18 protein-coding genes are annotated in these 22,884 nt (G+C 57.4%); 10 read left to right on the forward strand and 8 right to left on the reverse strand.

Annotation, left to right across the window (positions count from 1 at the left end):
- Positions 1-31 precede the first annotated feature (31 nt).
- The 6 genes from dapA to ypfH all read left to right on the forward strand — a co-directional run bounded on the left by dapA (position 32) and on the right by ypfH (position 6,489).
- Complete coding sequence (gene dapA, locus NQ230_RS06415; protein WP_121425182.1) at positions 32-910, forward strand: 4-hydroxy-tetrahydrodipicolinate synthase; 879 nt, start codon at positions 32-34, stop codon at positions 908-910.
- 16 nt (positions 911-926) lie between these two features.
- Positions 927-1,961, forward strand: a complete 1,035-nt coding sequence (gene bamC / locus NQ230_RS06420) for an outer membrane protein assembly factor BamC (protein WP_159514662.1) — start codon at positions 927-929, stop codon at positions 1,959-1,961.
- Positions 1,962-2,070: 109 nt separating this feature from the next.
- Positions 2,071-2,784 carry a phosphoribosylaminoimidazolesuccinocarboxamide synthase gene (purC, locus tag NQ230_RS06425; RefSeq protein WP_257260484.1) on the forward strand — a complete coding sequence of 238 codons (714 nt, stop codon included), beginning with the start codon at positions 2,071-2,073 and terminating at the stop codon, positions 2,782-2,784.
- Positions 2,785-2,904: 120 nt separating this feature from the next.
- Complete coding sequence (gene ypfJ / locus NQ230_RS06430; RefSeq protein ID WP_029739971.1) at positions 2,905-3,774, forward strand: KPN_02809 family neutral zinc metallopeptidase; 870 nt, start codon at positions 2,905-2,907, stop codon at positions 3,772-3,774.
- Positions 3,774-5,720: a tRNA(Met) cytidine acetyltransferase TmcA gene (locus NQ230_RS06435; RefSeq protein WP_257260485.1), complete on the forward strand. Its 1,947-nt coding sequence runs from the start codon at positions 3,774-3,776 to the stop codon at positions 5,718-5,720. Before ypfJ ends, NQ230_RS06435 begins: the two co-directional genes overlap by 1 nt.
- Positions 5,721-5,793: 73 nt before the next feature.
- Positions 5,794-6,489, forward strand: coding sequence for an esterase (gene ypfH / locus NQ230_RS06440; protein ID WP_047652645.1), 696 nt, complete (start codon positions 5,794-5,796; stop codon positions 6,487-6,489).
- A 101-nt stretch (positions 6,490-6,590) separates the two neighbouring features.
- Here ypfH and NQ230_RS06445 read toward each other — a convergent pair whose 3' ends face one another.
- Genes NQ230_RS06445 through NQ230_RS06455 form a run of 3 tightly spaced genes read right to left on the reverse strand, consistent with a single transcriptional unit; the run spans position 6,591 to position 8,298 of the window.
- Positions 6,591-6,785 carry a hypothetical protein gene (locus tag NQ230_RS06445; RefSeq protein WP_257260486.1) on the reverse strand — a complete coding sequence of 65 codons (195 nt, stop codon included), beginning with the start codon at positions 6,783-6,785 and terminating at the stop codon, positions 6,591-6,593.
- A gap of 24 nt (positions 6,786-6,809) precedes the next feature.
- On the reverse strand, positions 6,810-7,937 hold the full coding sequence (dapE, locus tag NQ230_RS06450) for a succinyl-diaminopimelate desuccinylase (RefSeq protein ID WP_047060712.1): 1,128 nt from the start codon (positions 7,935-7,937) through the stop codon (positions 6,810-6,812).
- Between the two features lie 10 nt (positions 7,938-7,947).
- Entirely contained in the window at positions 7,948-8,298 is a 351-nt protein-coding gene (locus NQ230_RS06455; RefSeq protein ID WP_023332980.1) for an ArsC family reductase, read from the reverse strand.
- A gap of 387 nt (positions 8,299-8,685) precedes the next feature.
- On the opposite strand from NQ230_RS06455, the gene ypfM reads away from it, so the two are divergent.
- The gene (gene ypfM, locus NQ230_RS06460; protein WP_015572204.1) at positions 8,686-8,745 is read left to right on the forward strand and encodes a protein YpfM; all 60 of its coding nucleotides are present in this window, start codon (positions 8,686-8,688) and stop codon (positions 8,743-8,745) included.
- A 109-nt stretch (positions 8,746-8,854) separates the two neighbouring features.
- Here ypfM and acrD read toward each other — a convergent pair whose 3' ends face one another.
- Positions 8,855-11,968 carry a multidrug efflux RND transporter permease AcrD gene (gene acrD, locus NQ230_RS06465; protein WP_257260489.1) on the reverse strand — a complete coding sequence of 1,038 codons (3,114 nt, stop codon included), beginning with the start codon at positions 11,966-11,968 and terminating at the stop codon, positions 8,855-8,857.
- Positions 11,969-12,110: 142 nt separating this feature from the next.
- Complete coding sequence (narQ, locus tag NQ230_RS06470) at positions 12,111-13,805, reverse strand: nitrate/nitrite two-component system sensor histidine kinase NarQ (RefSeq protein ID WP_257260490.1); 1,695 nt, start codon at positions 13,803-13,805, stop codon at positions 12,111-12,113.
- Positions 13,806-13,957: 152 nt separating this feature from the next.
- Between narQ and aegA the strand changes: the two genes are divergently transcribed.
- The 3 genes from aegA (at position 13,958) to NQ230_RS06485 (ending at position 17,739) form a co-directional block, all read left to right on the forward strand.
- On the forward strand, positions 13,958-15,934 hold the full coding sequence (gene aegA / locus NQ230_RS06475) for a formate-dependent uric acid utilization protein AegA (RefSeq protein WP_257260492.1): 1,977 nt from the start codon (positions 13,958-13,960) through the stop codon (positions 15,932-15,934).
- 66 nt (positions 15,935-16,000) lie between these two features.
- Entirely contained in the window at positions 16,001-16,594 is a 594-nt protein-coding gene (nudK, locus tag NQ230_RS06480) for a GDP-mannose pyrophosphatase NudK (RefSeq protein WP_121425190.1), read from the forward strand.
- A 101-nt stretch (positions 16,595-16,695) separates the two neighbouring features.
- Positions 16,696-17,739 carry a DUF1176 domain-containing protein gene (locus NQ230_RS06485; RefSeq protein ID WP_121425192.1) on the forward strand — a complete coding sequence of 348 codons (1,044 nt, stop codon included), beginning with the start codon at positions 16,696-16,698 and terminating at the stop codon, positions 17,737-17,739.
- Between the two features lie 226 nt (positions 17,740-17,965).
- Here the strand turns inward: NQ230_RS06485 and ygjK are convergent, their stop codons facing one another.
- The 3 genes from ygjK to NQ230_RS06500 are packed head-to-tail and all read right to left on the reverse strand — an operon-like array spanning position 17,966 to position 22,859.
- Positions 17,966-20,311, reverse strand: coding sequence for an alpha-glucosidase (gene ygjK, locus NQ230_RS06490; protein ID WP_257260496.1), 2,346 nt, complete (start codon positions 20,309-20,311; stop codon positions 17,966-17,968).
- Between the two features lie 14 nt (positions 20,312-20,325).
- Positions 20,326-21,384 (reverse strand): protein YgjJ, encoded by a 1,059-nt coding sequence (gene ygjJ / locus NQ230_RS06495; RefSeq protein WP_257260498.1) that lies wholly within the window; start codon positions 21,382-21,384, stop codon positions 20,326-20,328.
- Between the two features lie 38 nt (positions 21,385-21,422).
- On the reverse strand, positions 21,423-22,859 hold the full coding sequence (locus NQ230_RS06500) for an amino acid permease (protein WP_257260500.1): 1,437 nt from the start codon (positions 22,857-22,859) through the stop codon (positions 21,423-21,425).
- Between the last annotated feature and the right edge of the window lie 25 nt (positions 22,860-22,884).

Below are 22,884 nucleotides of genomic sequence, written 5' to 3' on the forward strand. Positions count from 1 at the left end.
TTGAGGCTCTTGTTCGCACAGAGGATGGCTCATGTTCACGGGAAGTATTGTCGCGCTTGTTACACCGATGGATGAAAAAGGTAATGTCTGCCGGTCAAGCATGAAGAAGCTCATTGATTACCATGTCGCCAACGGAACCTCGGCGATCGTTTCGGTAGGGACTACCGGTGAATCCGCAACGCTGAGCCACGACGAGCACGGCGATGTGGTGATGCTGACCCTGGAACTGGCTGACGGACGTATTCCGGTCATCGCGGGGACAGGGGCGAATGCAACCGCAGAAGCTATCAGCCTGACCAAACGTTTTAACGACAGCGGCATCGTTGGCTGTCTGACGGTGACCCCTTATTACAACCGTCCTACTCAGGAAGGTTTGTTCCAGCACTTCAAAGCCATCGCTGAACATACTGACTTGCCACAAATTCTGTATAATGTGCCGTCCCGTACCGGTTGCGATATGTTGCCGGAAACCGTTGGTCGTCTCTCGGAAGTAAAAAATATTATCGGTATTAAAGAGGCGACAGGGAACTTAAGCCGCGTTCATCAGATCAAAGAGCTGGTTTCAGACGACTTTATCCTGTTGAGCGGTGATGATGCGACCGCGCTGGACTTTATGCAGCTCGGTGGCCATGGCGTGATCTCCGTAACGACAAACGTTGCGGCGCGCGATATGGCAGAAATGTGCAAACTGGCCGCAGCCGGTCACTTTGATGAAGCGCGTGTCATTAATCAGCGTCTGATGCCGCTGCACAATAAATTATTTGTCGAACCCAATCCGATCCCAGTGAAATGGGCATGTAAGGAGTTGGGACTTGTAGCATCCGACACGCTGCGTCTGCCAATGACACCGATTACCGACCACGGTCGTGACATCGTCAGGGCGGCGCTGAAGCATGCCGGTTTGCTGTAGAGTTTAGGGAGATTTGATGGCTTATTCAGTACAGAAGTCGCGCCTGGCGAAGGTTGCGAGTGTTTCGCTTGTTATGCTGCTCGCTGCCTGTAGTTCAGATTCGCGCTACAAGCGCCAGGTGAGCGGTGATGAATCCTATCTGGATGCGACCCCGCTTGCTGAACTTCACGCACCGGCTGGTATGATCCTGCCGATTCAGAACGGCGATTATAATATTCCCGTGACCAACGGCAGCGGCCTGGTCGGTAAAGCGCTTGATATTCGTCCGCCAGCACAGCCTCTGGCGCTGGTTAACGGGGCGCGTACCCAGTTTACCGGTGATACGGCGTCTCTGATGGTTGAGAGCGCGCGCGGTAGCACCCTGTGGCCGCAGGTTGTCAGCGTTATTCAGTCGAAGAATTACACCATCGATAAACGCGATGACGCCAGCCAGACGTTAACCACCGACTGGATCGAATGGAACCGTCTGGATGAAGATCAGCAGTATCGCGGTCGCTATCAAGTCTCCGTAAAACCACAGGGTTATCAGCAGGCGGTTAACGTTAAGCTGTTGAACCTGGAGCAGGCGGGTAAACCGGTTGCGGATGCCTCGTCCCTGCAGCGTTACAGCACCGAAATGCTGAACGTGATTGCCGCAGGTCTGGATAAAACCGCTACCGATGCCGCCAACGCCGCGCAGAGCCGCAGCGGCGCGTCCTTTGATGTGCAAAGCGGCGCGGATGATACCGGCCTGCCAATGCTGGTGGTGCGTGCACCGTTTAACCAGACCTGGCAGCGTCTGCCAGCGACGCTGGAAAAAGTGGGCATGAAAGTGACCGACAGCACGCGTTCAACCGGCAGCATGACGGCAACGTATAAGCCGCTCTCCGACAGCGCATGGCAGGAACTGGGCGCGAAAGATCCTCAGCTTGCCTCCGGTGACTACAAGATTCAGGTAGGCGACCTTGATAACCGCAGCAGTCTGCAGTTTATCGATCCTAAAGGTCACACGCTGACCCAGTCGCAGAACGATGCGCTGGTCGCTGTCTTCCAGGCAGCATTCAGCAAATAAATACGAGGGCTGGTGAATCCAGCCCTTTTTATTTTAGTGCCACGCAAACGTGTGCGTGGCATAATATCCCCAGTTTTGAACACAAATCATCACACCAGGAGTAATGAAGATGCAGAAGCAAGCTGAGTTGTATCGTGGCAAAGCGAAGACCGTATACAGCACGGAAAACCCGGATCTGTTGGTGCTCGAGTTCCGCAATGATACGTCAGCAGGGGATGGCGCACGCATTGAGCAGTTCGATCGTAAAGGCATGGTGAACAACAAGTTCAACCACTTCATTATGACCAAACTGGCCGAAGCGGGTATCCCGACCCAGATTGAAGCGTTGCTGTCCGATACGGAATGTCTGGTGAAAAAACTGGATATGGTTCCGGTTGAGTGCGTTATTCGTAACCGTGCGGCGGGCTCCCTGGTGAAGCGTCTCGGCATTGAAGAAGGTATCGAACTGAATCCACCGCTGTTCGACCTGTTCCTGAAAAACGATGCCATGCACGACCCGATGGTCAACGAATCCTACTGCGAAACCTTCGGCTGGGTGAGCAAAGAGAACCTGGCGCGTATGCAGGAGCTGACCTACAAAGCCAACGACGTGCTGAAAAAGCTGTTTGATGACGCGGGCCTGATCCTCGTTGACTTCAAGCTGGAGTTTGGTCTGTTCAAAGGCGAAGTGGTGCTGGGCGATGAGTTCTCACCGGACGGTAGCCGCCTGTGGGATAAAGAAACCCTGGATAAAATGGACAAAGACCGTTTCCGTCAGAGCCTGGGTGGCCTGATTGAAGCGTACGAAGCGGTTGCTCACCGTTTAGGCGTTAAGCTCGACTAACTCCCTCACTTGCCAAAGGATGTTTGCATCCTTTGGCGTCTTACCTTTGTTTCCTATGGTAATCTTGCCGTTAACCGCCTACGATCATAGCTATTATAAATGGAATAGTTCGAGGTGGTTATGCGCTGGCAAGGGCGTCGTGAAAGTGACAATGTAGAAGACAGACGCAGTGATGGTGGCGGCGGTCCTTCAATGGGTGGGCCAGGCTTCCGGTTACCCAGCGGCAAGGGCGGCATCATCCTGCTGATTGTGGTTTTAGTCGCGGGTTACTACGGCGTTGACCTTACCGGGTTGATGACCGGTCAGCCGCTGCAACAGCAGGAGCATTCTCAGCGCTCCATCAGCCCGAATGAAGATGAAGCGGCCAAATTTACCTCCGTTATTCTCGCCACAACAGAAGACACCTGGAGTCAGCTGTTCGAGAAGATGGGGCGTACCTACCAGCAGCCGAAGCTGGTGATGTACCGGGGGGCAACCCGCACCGGATGCGGTACCGGGCAATCTGTTATGGGGCCGTTCTACTGTCCGGCAGACGGCACCGTCTATATCGATCTCTCTTTTTACGATGACATGAAACGCAAGCTTGGCGCTGACGGTGATTTTGCCCAGGGCTACGTGATCGCGCATGAAGTCGGCCATCACGTGCAAAAGCTGCTGGGGATTGAGCCAAAAGTGCGCCAGCTTCAGCAAAATGCGTCTCAGGCGGAAGTGAACCGCCTTTCCGTTAAAATGGAGCTGCAGGCAGACTGCTTTGCGGGCGTCTGGGGCCACAGCATGCAGCAGCAGGGCGTGCTGGAATCCGGCGATCTTGAGGAGGCGTTAAATGCCGCTCAGGCTATCGGTGACGACCGTCTTCAGCAGCAGAGCCAGGGGCGCGTCGTGCCGGACAGCTTCACTCACGGTACCTCACAGCAGCGCTATAGCTGGTTTAAACGCGGCTTCGACAGCGGCGATCCGGCGCAGTGTAATACCTTCGGCAAAGCGATGTAATGCTGGAGTTTGAACAGCTGACAGGCGAGCTTGAGCGCACCGGCCATCGTCGGCTGGTGGTGCTCAGCGGCGAGGCGCAGTGGACGTTAAGCCAGGCGGTCGCCCTGCGTGACGCCTTGCCCGGAGACTGGGTAAGGCTTGACGAACATCCTTCAAAAGCCATCAGCGGCCTGCTGGGACGCGAGTTCCGGCATGCCGTTTTTGACGCCAGCGCCGGGTTTGATGTCGCCGCGTTTGCCGCCCTGAGCGGAACGCTGAGCGCCGGAAGCCTTCTGGTGCTGCGGGTTCCGCCGCTCGACGCGTGGGCCGGGTTGCCAGACAGCGATTCACTGCGCTGGAGCGACAGCGCCGAAGCGATAGCCACTCCGCATTTTGTACACCATTTCTGCCGGACGATTGCCGCCGATCCCGATGCGATTGTCTGGCATCAGGGCCGCGCGTTATCCCTTCCGCCTTTACCCGACGCGCCTGACTGGCAGCCTGCCAGCGGTGCACCGCAGCGCGAGCAGGCTGAGATCCTGGATGTGCTGCAGGGGATGGCGGAGGGCATCGTGGCCGTCACCGCCGCGCGCGGGCGCGGAAAATCAGCCCTGGCGGGCATGCTGCTGAACCGCATTGCGGGCAGCGCCGTGGTCACCGCGCCGTCGAAGGGGGCGACGGATATCATCGCCCGCTTTGCCGGAGAGCGTTTTCATTTTATGGCCCCGGACGCGCTGCTTGCCTCTTCACACCGGGCTGACTGGCTGATTGTCGATGAAGCCGCTGCGATCCCCGGTCCGCTGCTGGAAAAGTTAGCTGTCCGTTTCCCTCGCGTGCTGTTGACCACCACGGTGCAGGGATATGAAGGGACGGGCCGGGGATTCTTGCTTAAATTCTGCGGTCGGTTTGCCGGGTTGCAGCGCTATAGCTTATCTACACCGGTGCGCTGGGCGGCGGGCTGCCCGCTTGAGCGGATTGTCGCCAGCGCGCTGCTGTTTGACGATACGTTGATCGACCGCCGCCCGGAGGGAGAGGTGCGTCTAACGTCCCTGACGCCGACGGCATGGGAAAGCCGCCCGGCGCTTGCCGCGAGCGTATACGAGCTTCTCTGTGCGGCGCACTATCGCACCTCGCCGCTCGATTTACGCCGCATGATGGACGCGCCCGGGCAGCGGTTTGCCGTTGCCGAAACGGACCCGGATATCGCCGGGGCGCTCTGGCTGGTGGAGGAGGGCGGACTGTCCCCTGAGCTTAGCCGCGCCGTGTGGGCAGGATACCGGCGTCCGCGCGGTAACCTGGTGGCGCAGTCTCTGGCGGCGCACGGCGGCTCTCCGCTGGCGGCGACGCTCAGAGGACGACGGGTGACCCGCATTGCCGTACATCCTCACCGCCAGCGGGAAGGGATTGGCCAGGCGCTTGTACGCAGCGCCAGCGGCGAAGATTATCTGTCGGTGAGCTTTGGCTATACCGATGAGCTTTGGCGTTTCTGGCAGCAGTGCGGGTTTGTGCTGGTGCGGATGGGCAGCCATCGTGAAGCCAGCAGCGGCTGCTACACCGCGATGGCCTTGCTGCCGCAGAGTCAGGCAGGGCGTCAGCTGTGTGAGCAGGCGCAGCAGCGTCTGAAGCGCGATGCGCGGGTGTTATCGGCCTGGAACGGTGAAAAGATCCCCGTGGAGGATGGCTGGGAAGCTACCCTTAATAATGACGACTGGCTGGAGCTGGCGGGGTTTGCTTTCGCGCATCGGGCGTTTTCAACCTCGGTTGCCGCACTGACGCGGCTGTTGTTAACCGTGGACATGCCGCTTCCGGCCCTGCGAGGGAAAATGGCAGGAAAAACGGAAGACGTCGGGCGAAAAGCGTTGCTGGCAACGTTGCGGAGTGAGACCGCGCAAGCGATTGAAAGTCTTGACTATCCGCGCTGCCAGCAGCTGAAAGAAGATATTTTGCAATGGCAATTTTTTCAATGACTTCTTCAGTAAAGTGGCATGGTCATTCACGTCGCGAGGCGTAGAATCCAGGTCATCTATTAAGGAGACCACCATGAAACACGACCATTTTGTTGTTCAAAGCCCTGACAAACCGGCTAAACAGTTACTGCTTCTGTTTCATGGCGTTGGCGATAATGCCGTCAATATGGGTCAGATTGGCAGCTGGTTTGCGCCCGTTTTTCCGGAGGCATTGATTGTCAGCATCGGTGGCGTAGAGCCATGTGGTCCGAACGGACGCCAGTGGTTCTCTGTTCAGGGCGTGACGGAAGAGAATCGTCAGGCTCGCATCGACGCCATCATGCCCACCTTTATCGATATCGTCCGCTACTGGCAGCAGCAGAGCGGCGTGGGTGCCGACGCGACCGCATTGATTGGCTTCTCGCAGGGGTCAATCATGTCGCTGGAAAGCGTAAAAGCGCAGCCGGGTCTGGCGTCACGCGTCATCGCGTTTAACGGCCGTTTTGCGACGTTACCGACCAGCGCGACCACGCAGACCACGATCCACCTGATCCACGGTGGTGAAGACCGCGTGATTGAGCTCTCGCATGCGGTTGCCGCCCAGGAAGCGCTGATTCGCGAAGGTGGGGATGTGACGCTGGATATCGTTGACGATCTGGGCCACGCGATTGACGACCGTAGTATGCAGTTCGCGCTCGATCGTTTGCGCTATACCGTACCGAAGCACTACTTTGACGAAGCGCTCAGCGGCGGTAAGCCGGATAACGATGATATTGTAGAGTTTATGTGAGGTTTTTCCCCCTCACCCCCAGCCCCTCTCCCCAAAGGGGCGAGGGGGGTTTTGTTCCCTCTCCCCTATGGGGAGAGGGTTAGGGTGAGGGGACGTAACGATTACTTCTTCTGGTCTTTATTCGGCCAGTCGTCATCGTCCCACTTGTCGTTAAAATCACGGTGCGGGGGAAGATCCGGTTTGTTGGCGAGAAACTTTTTATGGTCAACGCGCTTAAGATCTTTAATCACGTTCAGCAATACGCCAACCAGAAAAACTAACACCAGAATCCACCAGTACTTTGAAAGCCAATCCATTCGCTATTCCTCTCAGAGCGTTCGTCAGGCGACGAGTTGCTCCATAATACGTTGATACATACGGGCCAGCAGTTGCAAATCTGCCGCATTGACACACTCATTGATTTTATGAATGGTTGCGTTCACTGGACCCAGTTCGACAACCTGGGCGCCCATACGGGCGATAAAGCGTCCGTCTGAGGTGCCACCCGTTGTCAGCAGCTGTGGCTTAATTTCATTATAGTGCTCGATGGCGTTCACCACCGCATCCACCAGTTTACCGCGCTGTGTCAGGAACGGCTGACCGGAAAGCCACCACTCCACGGTATAGCGCAGGTGATATTTTTCCAGAAGGGCGACGACGCGCGCCTTGATCATCTCATCGGTCAGTTCGGTGCTGAAGCGGAAGTTAAACTGGACGAAGTAATCACCCGGGATCACGTTGTTGCTGCCGGTCCCGGCCTTGACGTTCGCAATCTGCATGCTGGTCGGCGGGAAAAATTCGTTGCCTTTATCCCACTCGATGCCCACCAGCTCGCTCAGCATTGGCGCAGCGCGATGGACCGGGTTATCGGCCAGATGCGGGTAAGCAACGTGCCCCTGAACGCCGTGAATGGTCAGGTTACAGGTCAGCGAGCCACGGCGCCCGTTTTTGACGACATCACCCACCACTTCGGTACTGGACGGCTCACCGACCAGACAGTAGTCGAGACGCTCGTTACGCGCCATCAGCGCTTCAACGACCTTCACGGTACCGTTATGGGCGCTGGCTTCTTCGTCGGAGGTGATTAAAAACGCCAGACGGTTTTTGTGGTTTGGATGCTGAGCCACAAAGCGCTCTGCCGCCACGACCATCGCCGCCAGAGAGCCTTTCATGTCTGCCGCGCCGCGACCAAACAGCATGCCATCGCGGATGGTCGGTTCAAACGGCGGGTTAATCCAGCGATCCGCGTCACCGGCGGGAACGACGTCAGTATGCCCGGCAAAGGCCAGCGTTTCACCCTGGCCGCGCCACGCCCAGAAGTTCTGGGTATCGCCAAAATCCATGCGTTCAACGGTGAAACCGATGGCACGCAGGCGCTCAATCATAAGTGCCTGACAACCTGCGTCGTCCGGGCTAAGGGAAGGACGGCGAATAAGCTGCTGAGTCAGCTCAATGACCGGGCATGACATAAACTACACCTCAACGAAAAAAGTCGGAATAAAGGGTTTCACTGAAACCCAGCAGCATAGGCTGCCCTGGCGCGCAGAGCAATGGGCGTTTGATAATTGCCGGCATCTCGAGCATCAGTTTTGCCGCGCTGTCGGCGTTGTTGATACTGGCGCGCAGAGATTCGTCGAGTTTACGCCAGGTGGTGCCGCGGGTATTCAGCAGGGCTTCCCACCCCAGTTCGCCGATCGCGCTATGCAGAAATTCTGCATCAAGCCCGTCTGCACGGTAATCGTGGAAGCGGTACTCCACGCCGTTTGCTTCCAGCCAGCGGCGCGCTTTTTTGATGGTGTCGCAATTTTTAATGCCGTACATCACAACCATGGTGAATCCTTTTGACCTAATGATGATTAAATGTTCAGTAAATTCGAAGATATATCCTTAAGTGGAATATAACACATTCAGGAATCGTCTGGATTTACACTTCTTCTTAATTCAACTCACATCTGTACGCTGAATATTCTTTCATCATTTAAGCATAGATGTCCATACGGTTTAAATTTTGAATAAACTCAGCGGGTAAAATAAAACTCACCCGTCCGTAGGGTTATTTCAAAATATTGCTAGCCGTCACAAAAAATTGAGTCCTCTCCGTTCATATTTATCATAAATCCCCGCAGGACGTGGGGTACAATCACAGCAATTGATTAAATAGTCTTCACAATGATGGTCCGTTTTTGTAGAATGCGCATAATAATAAGAGAGGTTGTTATGATTGAACGTGAACTGGGGAACTGGAAAGATTTTATCGAAGGCATGCTTCGTAAATGACATTCAGTAAGAATTGCAAGAGCACTAAAATAAGTAAAATAACCATAGTGTGAATTAATCACACAATAAAAAGGCGGCCGATAAAGCCGCCTTTTTTTATTTCAACCACTTACTCAGCGCGTTCCTTTAACGGGAAGCGACGACGCACCAGCACAAAGAACAACGGTACGAAGTAAATGGCCAGAATGGTGGCCGAAATCATGCCGCCCATCACCCCCGTTCCGACGGCATGCTGGCTGCTTGAGCCTGCACCCGTGCTGGTTGCCATCGGCAGTACGCCAAAGACAAACGCCAGCGACGTCATCAGGATGGGACGTAAGCGCTGACGGCAGGCGTGCAGCGTGGCGGCCATCAGCTCGTGGCCTTTGGCATTCATCTCGTTGGCAAACTCAACGATCAGAATGGCGTTTTTCGCCGACAGGCCAATCACGGTAAGCAAACCCACCTGGAAGTAAACATCGTTCTCGAGGCCGCGCATCCAGGTCGCCAGCAGGGCGCCGATAACCCCAAGCGGCACGACCAGCATGACGGAGAACGGGACCGACCAGCTTTCATACAGTGCGGCGAGACACAGGAACACCACCAGCAACGACAGCGCGTACAGGGCAGGCGCCTGCGCGCCGGAGAGGCGTTCCTGGTAAGACATCGCCGTCCACTCCAGGCCAAAACCGGTCGGTAGCTCCTGCACCAGTTTTTCCATGATATCCATTGCCGTACCGGTACTGACCCCCGGCGCGGCTTCACCCACAATTTCTAGCGCGGAATAGCCGTTATAGCGTTCCAGGCGCGGCGATCCGCTTTCCCAGCGCGAGGTGGCAAAGGCGGAGAACGGCACCATGCCGCCCGCGTTGTTACGTACGTACCAGCGGTTGATATCGTCCGGTAGCATGCGGTATTTGGCGGCGGACTGAACGTACACTTTCTTCACGCGGCCGCGATCCATAAAGTCGTTCACATAGCTGGAGCCCCACGCGGTTTGCAGCGTGTCGTTAATATCATCGATGGAGACGCCAAGCGCCTGCGCCTTACGCTGATCGATATCCACCTGCAGCTGCGGGCTGTCGTCCAGGCCGTTGTGGCGAACGCGGGTCAGCTGGGGATCTTTACCTGCCAGATCGAGCAGCTTGTCTCGGGCGGCCATGAGCGCGTCGTGGCCCGCGCCCGCGTGATCCTGCAGCTCCATATCAAACCCTGCCGAACTGCCGAGGCCGCTGATGGCCGGAGGGCTGCTGGCAAACACCCGCGCCTCTTTAATGTGGCTGAAGGCTTTAGTCGCGCGCTCGATAATGGCAAACGAGGAGCCTGTCTCGCTGTCACGCTGGTCCCAGTCCTTCAGGCGCACGAACATGCGCGCCACGTTCTGCCCGTTCCCGCCCGGACCCGAGCCGACGGTGGAGAAGACCGACACAACGTTATCTTTCTCTTTGGTATGGAAATAGTCCTCAACCTTTTGCACCACCTTCAGCGTCTGCTGCTGCGTTGAGCCGCTCGGCAGCTGAACGGAGGTGATAAACATGCCGCGATCCTCCAGCGGCAGGAAGGAGGTCGGCAGACGCAGGAACAGGAACACCATGCCGCCCAGCAGCAGAACGTAGACCACCATCCAGCGCACGCTGCGGTGCAGGATCTTGCCCACGCCCGCCTCGTAGCGCGCGGCGTTGCGGTTGAACATGCGGTTGAACCAGCCAAAAAAGCCTTTCTGACCGTGATGCTCGCCCTTGTGTAAAGGTTTAAGAAGAGTGGCGCACAGCGCCGGCGTCAGGATCATCGCCACCAGCACCGAGAGCACCATCGCAGAGACGATGGTAATCGAAAACTGACGGTAAATCGCGCCGGTGGTGCCGCCAAAGAAGGCCATCGGAATAAACACCGCCGAGAGCACCATCGCGATGCCGACCAGCGCGCCCTGAATTTGCCCCATCGATTTTCGCGTGGCCTCGCGCGGCGATAGTCCTTCTTCGCTCATGATGCGCTCGACGTTTTCCACCACCACGATGGCATCATCCACCAGCAGGCCGATGGCCAGCACCATCGCGAACATGGTCAAGGTATTGATACTGTAACCAAAGGCATACAGCACGGCGAAGGTGCCGAGTAGCACCACCGGAACGGCAATGGTGGGGATCAGCGTCGCGCGGAAGTTTTGCAGGAACAGGTACATCACCAGGAACACCAGCGCGATGGCTTCCAGCAGGGTTTTCACCACGTCCTCAATCGACGCTTTAACGAAGGAGGTGGTTTCATAGGCGACTTTGTACTCCAGCCCGTGGGGGAAATACTGTGAAAGCTCGTCCAGACGGTCCAGCACCAGTTTCGCCGTGGCCATTTCGTTCGCGCCGGAGGCAAGCTTAATCCCCAGGCCGGAGGCCTGATTACCGTTGAAGCGGCTCAGGTAGTCGTATTTCTCCGCGCCCATTTCCACCGTGGCGACGTCGCCCAGGCGCACTTCCGACCCGTCCTGATTTACCCTCAGGGTAATATTTCTGAACTGCTCGGGCGTCTGGAGCAGGGACTGTGAGTTGATGGTGGCGTTCAGGGCCTGATTATCAACGGACGGCGTACCGCCAAGCTGGCCCACGGCAATCTGGGCGTTCTGCGATTCGATAGCGTCGGTGACGTCTTTGGCCGTCATCTGCACGCTGTTCAGCTTGTTAGGGTCCAGCCAGATGCGCATGGAATACTGTGAACCGTAGGCGTCAATATCCCCCACGCCGTTAATACGGCTGAGTGGATCCTGAATATTACTCGCCACGTAGTCTGCAATGTCCTGCTTATCCATCGAGCCATCTGTCGAGACAAACGCGATGGTCAAAATGTTGGTATCACCGGTTTTACGCACGGTCACGCCCTGATTCTGCACCGCCTGGGGCAGCTTGCGCATGGCCGACTGCAGCTGGTTTTGTACCTGCTGCACCGCTTCGTCCGGGTCGGTACCCGCCTTAAAGCTCAGGGTCACCGTCGCCTGGCCCGTGGCGCTACTTTGCGAGGACATGTACATCAGGTTATCCAGACCCGTCATGTTCTGCTCGATAACCTGCGTCACGGTGTTTTCCAGCGTTTGTGCGGAAGCGCCGGGATAGTTTGCGGTGACGCGCACGTTAGGCGGTGCCAGATCGGGGTATTGCTCAACAGGAAGTGAAGTAATCGCCAGGACACCTGTCAGACACAACAGGATGGCAAGCACCCAGGCAAAAATGGGGCGATCGATGAAAAAATTCGCCATGAAAGTGTGACCTCGTTTTGCTGCACGTCATTATTGTTTATTGCCCGCATAACTTTAGCGGTAAGGGCCAGGTCAAACGTGGAGAAATAAAGGAGATAATGTAAATTATCATGCGCTTTTCCCTGCGCTTCCCTCTTTACCGTTATTTACCCGTTAACGGCGCGGGTACCGGGAACGTCACGCTGACCAGCGTGCCGCCGTTTTGCGGCTGCGAGAAGTGCAGCATTCCGCCGAGCCGTTGCGCGCGTTCGCGCATAATGTTCAGGCCGTAATGTCCCGGCGGCTCGCTGGCTTCGCCGATCCCGATGCCGTTGTCACGAATGCTGACGCTGTGCGTACCGTCCACCGCGGTCACGCAGCTTACGGTGATCTCGCTGGCCTGCGCGTGCTTAATGGCGTTCAGCACGGCCTCACGCACGATCTGCAGCAGATGCACCTGCTTTTGCGCGTCCAGCGCCAGCGAGGAGAGGCGGCAGTCAAGATGCAGCTTCGCCTGCGTCTGGCTCTGCAGGACGTCGAGGGACTCCTGAAGCGCAGCGGGCAAGTTCGCGTGGTTCAGCGTCAGGCGGAAGGTGGTGAGCAGCTCGCGAAGCTGCTGCCAGGCGTTGTTCAGCTCGCGGGAGAAGTCGGAGATGATGGTCTGCGCCGGAGTATTCTCCTGGGGCACGGCGCGTTTGAGCAGCGCCAGCTGAATGCGCAGATAGGACAGCACCTGCGCCAGCGAATCGTGCAGCTCGCGGGCGATGGTGGCGCGCTCTTCCATCAGCAGCAGCTGCTGGTAGTGCTTTTGCGCCTGGTTAAAGTACAGCCCGCGCCCGAGCATGGTCGCCACGCTTCTCATCAGCGGAAGGGGGACGCTGTCCGTCTCGCTTTGCCAGCGCAGCTCGCCGTAAAGGGTGTCCTGCATCAGTACCGGCAGGTTTTGCAGAGGAGTGCCCTCAGATTCCGTCCCTTCACACAGCCGCCAGTCGTCGCTGGTGCGCAGTTCCAGATAAGTCATCTGCGTATAGTCATGGACAATCTGCAGGATATGCCGGAAGCAGTGGCTGTCTATCTGGCCGGTATTCAGCGCCTGAGAGCACTTGAACAGCATGTCGAGCTGCTGGTGGGCTTCATGCAAATGCCGCGTCTTTTCCGCGACCGAGGCCTCAAGCGAACGGTAAAGCGTAGCGAGCTCGGCGGACATGTGGTTGAAGGCGCGGGAGAGTTGGCCCAGCTCGTTCGGCAGGGCGGTATCCGGCGCCGGGGTCGCAAATTCCCCGCGCTCAACCCGTTCGCTGGCCGCCACCAGATTGTTCAGCGGCAGCACCACCTGGCGACGGATGCGTCGCAGGGTAAACAGCGTCAGGAGCAGGATCCCGAGAGCGCCCGCCAGCGAGAGCAGGGTCACCGTCTGAATTTTATGTTCGGTGTAGTGCTGAAGGGCGAGCACAAAGGCATCAATGCTGCCAACAAAATCCTCAATGTGGGTTTGATACCACGCGCTGTCGCCGCGGGCGATGTGCGCATCCATCTCCAGCCAGGCCACGTGCAGCTGCTGGTAGCGCGCTTTAACATTGTCCGGGACGTACCAGCGGTTCAGCTTCTGCAGGGCAGGCGCGCTCAGCGTCTGTTGCCAGCTGTCGCGATGCGCGGCAAGGGAAGGGCTGTTGCGCTGCATCTCATAGCCCAGACGATAGCTCTGCATGCGCAGCGAACCCGCGATATTGATAGCTTCGGCGTCACGCTGGCTGCTGGCAAGCGTCAGCAGCGCGACGGTGCTGGTCAGCACGGATAAGACAATGATCGAAAAGAAAGCCCAGGCAAGGCTTCCGGAAACGGGTCGTTTAACGGTCACAAAACGGCTCTCTGAATAAAATTGATCTGCCACAGGTTCACTGTAAATAATTCGGCGTTCCGGGCATTTGAACATTGCCCGATCGCGCCGTGATGCGTAAATACCATACTCTTATAAAGAGAAAGGTTATTGAACCAAAAACAGGTGTGGTTATGAATCGTTTTATTATGGCTAACGGCCAGCAGTGCATCGGGTGTCGCGCCTGCGAAGTGGCCTGCGTGATGGCGCACAACGATGAGCAGCACGTCCTGAGCGAGCGCCATTTTCATCCCCGTATTACGGTCCTGAGATCCGGCGACAAGCGACGCCCCGTCACCTGCCATCACTGTGAAAATGCACCCTGCGCGCAAAGCTGCCCGAACGGCGCCATCAGTAAATGCGATGACAGCGTACAGGTGAATCAACAAAAATGCATCGGCTGTAAGGCCTGCGTGGTGGCCTGCCCGTTTGGCACGATGGAGATTATCGTCACCCCGCTCGACAACGGCAGCGTGAAGGCCTCAACGAGCAAGTGCGATCTCTGTCTGACGCGGCCACACGGCCCGGCCTGTATCGAAAATTGCCCGGCAGATGTCCTCTCACTGGCGACGCCTGCTGTCCTTGATACTCTGGCGAAATCGCGCCGACAGCGCACGGCCTGTCTGGAGGCGCAGCCCTGGCATGCGGAGGTCGTCGAAGAAGGTGCTCCGCGCACCAAACTGCAGCAGATGCAGGCGACGGCGCCACGCGGCGAGCCCGACAAACTCGCTGCCGCAGAGCGCGTGGGCCATTTTAACGAAATTTACCTGCCGTTTCGGGCCGAGCAGGCCGCCCGCGAGGCGTCGCGCTGCCTGAAATGCGGCGAGCACAGCATTTGCGAATGGACCTGCCCGCTGCATAACCACATCCCGCAGTGGATTGAGCGCCTCAACGCGGGGGATATCACCGGCGCGGTCGAGCTTTCTCATCAGACCAACTGTTTACCTGAAATTACCGGCCGCGTCTGCCCGCAGGAGCGATTATGCGAAGGTGCCTGCACAATTCGTGAAGAGGCGGGATCCGTGACCATCGGCAACATCGAGCGCTATATCTCCGATCGGGCGCTGGCGATGGGCTGGCGGCCGGATATGTCCGCCGTCACGCCGTCGGGTAAACGCGTCGCGATCGTCGGCGCGGGGCCCGCCGGGCTGGCATGCGCCGACGTGCTGGCGCGCAGCGGCGTGAGCGTGACGGTCTATGACCGGCATCCGGAAATTGGTGGATTGCTGACCTTTGGCATCCCGGCATTCAAGCTGGACAAATCGCTGCTCGCGCGGCGCAGAGAGATATTTACCGCGATGGGGATCCGCTTCGAGCTGAACTGCGAGGTGGGCCAGGACGTGTCGATGTCGCAGTTAAAGCACGATTACGACGCCCTGTTTATTGGCGTGGGAACCTACCGCTCGATGAAGGCAGGTATCCCGCATGAAGACGCGCCGGGGGTCTATGACGCGCTGCCTTTCCTGGTGGGCAACACGCGCCATGTTATGGGGCTGGAGGCGACGGCCAGCGAGCCGTTCATCGACACCCAGGGTTTAAACGTGGTGGTGCTTGGCGGGGGCGATACCGCGATGGACTGCGTCCGCACCGCGTTACGCCACGGCGCGGCGAAGGTGACCTGCGCCTATCGTCGGGATGAGGCCAACATGCCGGGCTCGAAGAAAGAGGTGAAGAACGCCAGAGAAGAGGGCGCGGCGTTTGAATTTAACGTCCAGCCGGTTGAGCTGACGCTGGATCCGAACGGTAAGGTCAACGGTATTCGGATGCTGCGTACCGAGCTCGGAGAGCCGGACGCGCAGGGACGGCGTCGGCCCGTTCCGGTAGCGGGCAGCGAGTTCGTGATGGCCGCGGATGCGGTCATCATGGCGTTTGGTTTTAACCCGCACGCGATGCCGTGGCTGCAGGCGCAGGGCGTCGAAACGGATGACTGGGGGCGGATCGTTGCCTCCGTCGATAGCCGTTACCGTTACCAGACGACCAACCCACAGATCTTCGCCGGGGGCGATGCGGTACGCGGCGCGGATCTGGTGGTAACCGCCATGGCGGAAGGGCGTCATGCGGCGCAAGGAATACTCGACTGGCTTGGGGTTAACGCGCCAAAACATCATTAAACCGGCGGGCGACAAAGCGGGATTCACGGCGTAGTATAGGACGACTCATTGTGTTGTGGAGCCCGTATGACCCTGAAAATTGACGTTATCAAAGACAAAATTCTCTCTGAAAACTACTTTGTCCTGCGTAACATCACCTATGACCTTACGCGTAACAACGGTGAAGTGATCCGCCACAAGCGCGAGGTCTACGACCGCGGCAACGGAGCAACCATTTTGCTCTATAACCGTGAAAAGCAGAGCGTGGTGCTCATCCGTCAGTTCAGGGTGGCGACATGGGTCAATGGCAACCCCGACGGACGTCTGATTGAAACCTGCGCGGGCCTGCTCGATGATGATGAACCGGAAGTTTGTATCCGCAAAGAGGCCGTTGAAGAAACCGGCTTCGAAGTGGGCGAGGTCAAAAAGGTCTTTGAGCTGTTTATGTCACCGGGCGGCGTGACGGAGCTCGTCCATTTCTTCATTGCGGAGTACAGCGACGCGCAGCGCACTCACCGGGGCGGTGGCGTTGAGGATGAAGATATCGAAGTGCTGGAGCTTCCTTTTTCCCGGGCGCTGGAGATGATGCGTTCAGGGGAAATCAGGGATGGTAAAGCGGTGATATTACTGCAGTATTTACAGACGACCGGGTTAATGAACTCTGCTTTCGAACGAATGTAGGGTGTTTTTCGGGTATATCTGATAAATCCGATTGAGCAACCCCGGCGGGAACACGAAGATACTGCCCAGTTAAGCGTTTTCGTTCCGGGATTGTGTCATTCATGCGCTACAGCGTCTTTCTATTTTACCTGTTTTGTGTGCTCCTCGCGCCGCAGGTGCGGGCTGCACCTGCCCAGCAAGCTTTCTCTGACTGGCAGGTAACCTGCAATAACCAGAACTTTTGCCTTGCGCGCAACACGGGTGAACACCGTGGTCTGGTCATGACGCTCACCCGAAGCGCCGGGGCGAAAACGGATGCTACGCTGCGTATCGATCTCGGCGGTCTTGATACGCCCTCGGTCAAAGAGCCGGAGATTGCCCCCCGGCTGCTGCTGGATAACGTTCCCCTGAAGCTGGACAAACAGCGCTGGCAGCTCACGCCCTGGCATCTGAAAACGGACGATGCGGCCACCATCACCGCCTTTCTGAAAAACATCCAGGAAGGGAAGGCCCTGACCCTTCGCGGCGGTAAGCAGGTCATTTCACTGAGCGGTCTGAAAGCCGCGCTGCTGTTCATTGATGCGCAGCAAAAGCGCGTCGGCAGCGAAACCGCGTGGATCAAGAAAGGTGACGATCCGCCGTTAAGCGTTCCGCCTGCACCCGCCTTAAAAAAGGTGGCGGTCGTCAACCCGACTCCGACGCCACTCTCCCACGCCGAACTGAACGACCTGCTGGACTATGGTACCGGACGGATGAACAGCAGCCAGTGCTCGCTGGATCCTAACCGCCGGGAAGTGCGCGTCACCGCGTTAACCGATGACAAAGCGCTGCTGATCGTCAGCTGCGAGGCGGGGGCCTATAACACGGTAGATCTGGCGTGGCTGGTATCACGTAAAAAACCGTTTACCGCCCGCAGCGTCAGGCTGCGTCTGCCGTTTACGCCGTCAAGCAACGGGAGTGAAATGGAGTTGATGAACGCCAGCTTCGATGAGAAGACGCGCGAGCTGACCACGCTCGCGCTGGGGCGCGGTATGGGTGATTGCGGGATCCAGACGCGCTGGCGTTTCGACGGCCAGCGTTTCCGCCTGGTGCGCTACGCCGAGGAGCCCAGCTGCGACAGCTGGAACGGGCCAGATGCCTGGCCCACGCTGTGGATCACGCGGTAGTTTTGCCGGGTGGCGGCTTCGCCTTACCCGGCCTACGAATCTTGCGGTCTGTGACAATATGCCGGGTGGCGGCTTCGCCTTACCCGGCCTGCCAATCCTGCTGCCTGTGACAATGTGCCGGGTGGCGGCTTCGCCTTACCCGGCCTACGAATCCTGCGGCCTGCAAAAGCTCGAACCGTAGGCCGGGTAAGCGATAGCGCCACCCGGCAAAGCAGACAGCTCCTCGTTACTGTTTACGGAAGAAGTCGTTGTACAGCATGTAAAGATGTGCCGCGCTCCACGAGAAATTAGGCGCGCCTTGCTGTGCCCCGGTCAGCGGATTGTAGTTTTCCTGAATCGGGCCGTCGGACGTTAACCCCTTTGCGTGCTTAAAGAAGCTTTCTGCCAGCGTTTGTGCCTGTTCCCGGTAGCCGTAGCGTTCCATCCCTTTCAGGCCAAACCAGAACTGGTCGACCCAGACCCGGCCGCGCCAGTAGATATCCGGACCAAATGCCGGGTTGGTTAGCGCGGCAGTCCCGAGCGGCACGTACGTGTTGAACTCTTTCGGATCCAGCATCACCTTCACCACGGCATCAGCATGCTCCTGCGTGGCCGCACCGTTAAACAGCGGCGACCAGCCTTCCGGCCCTTTTCCGCGCTCGACGATAGGCTTGCCCGCACAGCCGTTCGCCAGCGGTTTATCCTCGATACGGATGTCATAGTAAAAACCGCTCTTTGCGTCGAACATGCAGGTATTGATGTAGCTCGCGAGCCTATCTGCCAGCTGACGGTAGCGGCTGGCCTCCTGCTCTTTACCCAGCAGGCTCGCCATCTGAGCCAGATAGTGATTGTCGCTGTACATATAGCTCGCCTGGTCGACGGACTCCTGCAGCAGCGAGTAGCCCAGCAGCTTGCCCTCTTTGTCGCGGTTTTCGGCAAACTTTACCGTCCAGTCGCTGCGTTTACCGCCGTTTTCGATGTATTTATCCAGCTGGGATTGATCGATAAAACCGAAGACGGCGGCGTCATCGCGCCCTGATTCCCACGAGGCCGCAACCTGCGCCGGGATCTCCAGACTGTCGTAATGGCCCTTATCGATGACTCTGGCATAATTCTTCAGTCCGGAGAGGGATTCTTCTTTATCGCCTCTTTTCACCGCGAAGAGCATGTCGCCACTGGCGGTATTATGGGCCTTGTCGCGCGTCGCGCCGTACTCCGGCACGCCGTTGCCGTTGTGGTCCCGGTTGCGCAGCCACCAGTCGTGATAGGCCACCAGCTTAGGATACATTTCCGCCAGCCAGGCCTTATCCTGCGTGGTGTTGTACACCTCCATCACCGACCACGCCGCCAGGCTCGGTTTGGTATTACGCTCGTTCCAGTTGCCGCCGTCGCCGCCGCGTTCCGGGCTCAGGTTCCAGGCGATGAGGTCCGGCACAAAGCCGGCATCCTGCGGGCGTACCGGATCGTCGGGTTTGATTTGCCAGGAAAAGACTGCACGAATGTTCTCTTTGGCGATTTCCGGGTTGAAGTGCGACATGGCAAACGCCTGTTTCCAGGTATCCCACGGCCAGGTCTGGTTGCCGGAGAACCAGCGTCCGGTGACGGATGGCGTCACCGTGTTATAGCGCACCGCGCCGCCCGGCGAGCGCCAGTTGCCGTTCAGCGTTTCGATGGCCTTCACCGCCACGCGGGTTTGCTCTGGGGTCGCATCAGGGTTGGTTAACCCTTTCTGCAAATAGCCTTCCCAGCGCTGCTGCGAGGCCGTCATATAAGCGGCCGGGCGCGCCAGAATATCGCGGATCTGCACCTGCTCGCGCTTTACCTCATCGGCATTCAGCAGATGGGAGTAGGTGGTATACAGCGTGGTGCTGCCGGTAATGTGCGCCCGGCTGGTAAAGCGGTGCCCGTCAACGGTGGTGTCAACGGGGAGGGATTTATGCACCTGATATTCGGAGCTGCCAGAGGTCAGCAGATCCCAGGTGGAGCGCACTTTGCCAAAGGTCACCTTCAGGCCGTCGCGCGCGGGGACCAGCCTGCGCTGGTAATCCGGATATGCGCCGTCGATGGTCTTATCCGACAGCGGTTTGCCCTCTTTAGCCTCCAGCTTTTCCAGCAGTTCGCCGTCCCACACCAGGTCGAGCGGTGCCTTGCTGATGATGCGGGTTTCCAGCAGCGAGGTGCGCGAGGTGGCAAAGCGCAGCGTCATCACGATCTGCACATCTTTCGCGCTCAGCTTCTGCACGAGCGCGCCGGGCAGGCTGTAAGCCTCAAGGGTAAAATCGACTTTTTTGCCGTTCTGATACACGCTCAGGCGATCGAAATTGGTCGCCATAAAGTTAATGTACTCTTCGGTGAGCAGCGCTACGCCGGGAAATCCTCCCTGGGTCTGCGGCCCGTCCGGCAGCAAATGCCCATGCCAGGCACCCAAATCGAAAAAGGGATTGAAACGCTGGTGGTCGTCAGCGTCGAAATCGTGCATATATTGCGGTGCACCGGCGCGGTTGATGACGTTTTTAAAATCAGCTGGGGTGGTGGCGTGAGCCGAAAAGCTGAGCGCCAGCGCGCAGGCCAGCGGTGTAAGGCTGAGTTTCATGATGGAAGATCCTTTTACCAGTAGAAATATTGCATCAGGAAGACCTGGTCGCTCGGGTCGCCGGAGGCATTTTTCATGTAGAAGCGGCTGTCGGCCGCGGTAGCAAAACGGCCACCGCCGTACTCGTACCAGATACCGAACTGCATAAACGAGGTCGTTTCATCGGCGGCATTGTCCGGGCGATGCTTTGCATAGCTGTAAGCGGTGGAGAGATAGACGCCTTTTAACGCTTCAATCATGGCGCTGACCATATACCCGGTCTCTGTGCCGGAGACGTCCCTGCCGCTGGCGCGTCCGGTGTGATGCCAGGCGCGCGCCGCCAGGTTGGGCGACAGAATGCCGGTCAGGAAGAGTTGACCGGTCCCGTCGGTGACCTCCAGGCCGTTCATCCAGGTGACGTCTTTGACGATGTCATACTGGATATAGCCGTTGGCCATCGCCGGATAGGTATATTTATCGTCATAGCGATCGTATTTGCCAAAATGCAGCCAGGCTTTACTCTCGTCATGGTGCCCCGCAGGCGTGGCGGTGACGCTGTAGCGCAGGTTACCGGAGCGGTTCTGTACCTTGAGCGCGTACATAATGTCGCGGGTGTTGGGGATCACATATCCCAGATCGGGCGTGAAATCCCCCCACCACTGCAGGTCATCGAGGGAGGAGTCCTGACGCAGGCTGAGCATGATTTCGGTGTTGCCGTCAGTTTTGTAGCCGCCGTAAAAGCGGTTAAGCCCACCTTCGAACCCGCCCCAGCTGTGGTCGGGCACCCAGGCGTTCCCCTGATGGTCAGCCTGTACGGTCCAGCCCTCACCGTAAATCAGGCCGAACCAGTGCCCGTGCTTCATTTCCAGACCGCCCTCAATATAGGTGCCGTCACTGTATTTATGCTTATTCTGGCCCTCTAAATCCATATATCCGCCAACCCCCAGTTCGCCATAAAAACGAAATGATGGAGAGGTCATTTCCGGCGTTTTGGTATCGTCGTGCTCCGCTGGCCGAGCCTCTTCTGCGGCAAATGACGGGCAGCAGAAGGAGAGGGCAGCGAGTGCCCCAATCGTTTTCTCTTTAATTTTCATGCACTCATCCCAATGAGAAAATATCCATGCCTTAAGTGTTAATTAATATTTGAGGCAGGTGACGCTTCTATTTGTTGTTGTTCTTTTGATAATCCCCTGACGTATTTGCTGTATTTCCACCAGGCAAATCCGAGGAATAAGACAATGCCACCGACGTTATAGAAAATAATCGTCAGAATATTGGCACCGGTGGGGAAGGTTGAGGCCACAAAGCCGATGGCAAAAATCACAATCAGCATCGACACCACCACCATCCCCGTGGTGCGTGAGCCCATTTTGAAATCACGCGGGAGATGGTCGAGCTTACGACGCAGGTTCAGGTAAGCCAGCATGATGAACAGCGGCGGTAACATTGACGCGGCCGCGGTCATGTTGATGACCGTATTCATCAGCTCCTGCGCGGTGTTCGATCCCATGGTTGGGATAATCATTAACGGAATGACGATCAAATACTGGATCCACGCCGCGCGCGCCGGGACGCCATTCTCGTTCAGCGCCACGGTTTTTGGCCCAAAGATGCCGCTCGGAATTTCAGAGAAGAAGATTTTGACCGGGGTCGCCGTCCACATCAGCAGGGAACCGAACATCGCGGTAAAGGAGACCAGGCCGACAAAGCGGTTCATCAGCACTTCCGGCAGGCCAAACCATACCGCCAGGCCGTGGAACACCTGTACCGAACCACCGGTGAACTTCAGCTCTTTGCTGCTGATAAAGACGTTAATCAGCACCGAGGAGATGGAATAGAGCACGCCGATGAAAATCCCCGCCAGAATGATCACCCTGACGAAGGATTTTGATCCGCCCTTCACGTCGTTAACGTATACCGCAACGGACTCTGCGCCCCCGGCGGCCATAAATATCCAGGTAGTGATGCCAAGAAACGCCCAGTTAAAGTTCGGGATCATCGCGTCAACGGTAATCGGGTCGGCTGGCTGCACACCGCCCATCAGCGCCGCACCGGCCAGCAGAATATAGGAGAGGGTCAGCAGCAGCATCAGCGTTGAGGTCACAGACGTGATCGGCCCCAGCATTTTCGCCCCGTTGGTGGACACCCAGGTCGAGAAGGCGAACAGCACCATGCTCAGTATCGTGGTGGCGAACGGCGTAAGAATGTACTCATAGCCCAAAAAGGCGTAAGAGGCGTAGGCAATAACGCGCGGTAATAACGAGGTAAAGAAGAACAGGTTTACGAACCAGTAGGTGTAGGCAGTAATAAACGCCCAGCGCCCGCCCAGCGAGCTTTTCACCCAGGCGTACACCCCGGCTTCGGAGTTTTTATTCAGGGAGACAAACTCCGCGATGATTAAGCAGAAAGGAATGAAGTAGAACAGGGTGGCTAAAAAGAACATCGGCGCCGAGGCGAGGCCCAGCTCGATATTGTTGTTGATAACGTTATTAAAACTAAATACGGCGGCAAACGTCAGCGACAGCAGGCCGAATTTGCCGATGGTATTACGCTTGGTAGTTTCAGACATAACATATCTCCGGGTACGAGGAGGG

The sequence above is a fragment of the Enterobacter asburiae genome (assembly GCF_024599655.1).
GTDB lineage: Bacteria > Pseudomonadota > Gammaproteobacteria > Enterobacterales > Enterobacteriaceae > Enterobacter > Enterobacter asburiae_D.

Excerpts from the sequence above, each read along its gene's own strand:
- NQ230_RS06445 (WP_257260486.1), bottom strand. The coding sequence starts at position 6,785 with ATGGATTGGCTTTCAAAGTACTGGTGGATTCTGGTGTTAGTTTTTCTG.
- ygjJ (WP_257260498.1), bottom strand. The coding sequence starts at position 21,384 with ATGAAAATTAAAGAGAAAACGATTGGGGCACTCGCTGCCCTCTCCTTC.
- ygjK (WP_257260496.1), bottom strand. The coding sequence starts at position 20,311 with ATGAAACTCAGCCTTACACCGCTGGCCTGCGCGCTGGCGCTCAGCTTT.
- ypfJ (WP_029739971.1), top strand. The coding sequence starts at position 2,905 with ATGCGCTGGCAAGGGCGTCGTGAAAGTGACAATGTAGAAGACAGACGC.
- NQ230_RS06435 (WP_257260485.1), top strand. The coding sequence starts at position 3,774 with ATGCTGGAGTTTGAACAGCTGACAGGCGAGCTTGAGCGCACCGGCCAT.
- nudK (WP_121425190.1), top strand. The coding sequence starts at position 16,001 with ATGACCCTGAAAATTGACGTTATCAAAGACAAAATTCTCTCTGAAAAC.
- NQ230_RS06455 (WP_023332980.1), bottom strand. The coding sequence starts at position 8,298 with ATGGTTGTGATGTACGGCATTAAAAATTGCGACACCATCAAAAAAGCG.
- ypfH (WP_047652645.1), top strand. The coding sequence starts at position 5,794 with ATGAAACACGACCATTTTGTTGTTCAAAGCCCTGACAAACCGGCTAAA.
- acrD (WP_257260489.1), bottom strand. The coding sequence starts at position 11,968 with ATGGCGAATTTTTTCATCGATCGCCCCATTTTTGCCTGGGTGCTTGCC.
- purC (WP_257260484.1), top strand. The coding sequence starts at position 2,071 with ATGCAGAAGCAAGCTGAGTTGTATCGTGGCAAAGCGAAGACCGTATAC.
- aegA (WP_257260492.1), top strand. The coding sequence starts at position 13,958 with ATGAATCGTTTTATTATGGCTAACGGCCAGCAGTGCATCGGGTGTCGC.
- bamC (WP_159514662.1), top strand. The coding sequence starts at position 927 with ATGGCTTATTCAGTACAGAAGTCGCGCCTGGCGAAGGTTGCGAGTGTT.
- NQ230_RS06485 (WP_121425192.1), top strand. The coding sequence starts at position 16,696 with ATGCGCTACAGCGTCTTTCTATTTTACCTGTTTTGTGTGCTCCTCGCG.
- dapE (WP_047060712.1), bottom strand. The coding sequence starts at position 7,937 with ATGTCATGCCCGGTCATTGAGCTGACTCAGCAGCTTATTCGCCGTCCT.
- NQ230_RS06500 (WP_257260500.1), bottom strand. The coding sequence starts at position 22,859 with ATGTCTGAAACTACCAAGCGTAATACCATCGGCAAATTCGGCCTGCTG.
- dapA (WP_121425182.1), top strand. The coding sequence starts at position 32 with ATGTTCACGGGAAGTATTGTCGCGCTTGTTACACCGATGGATGAAAAA.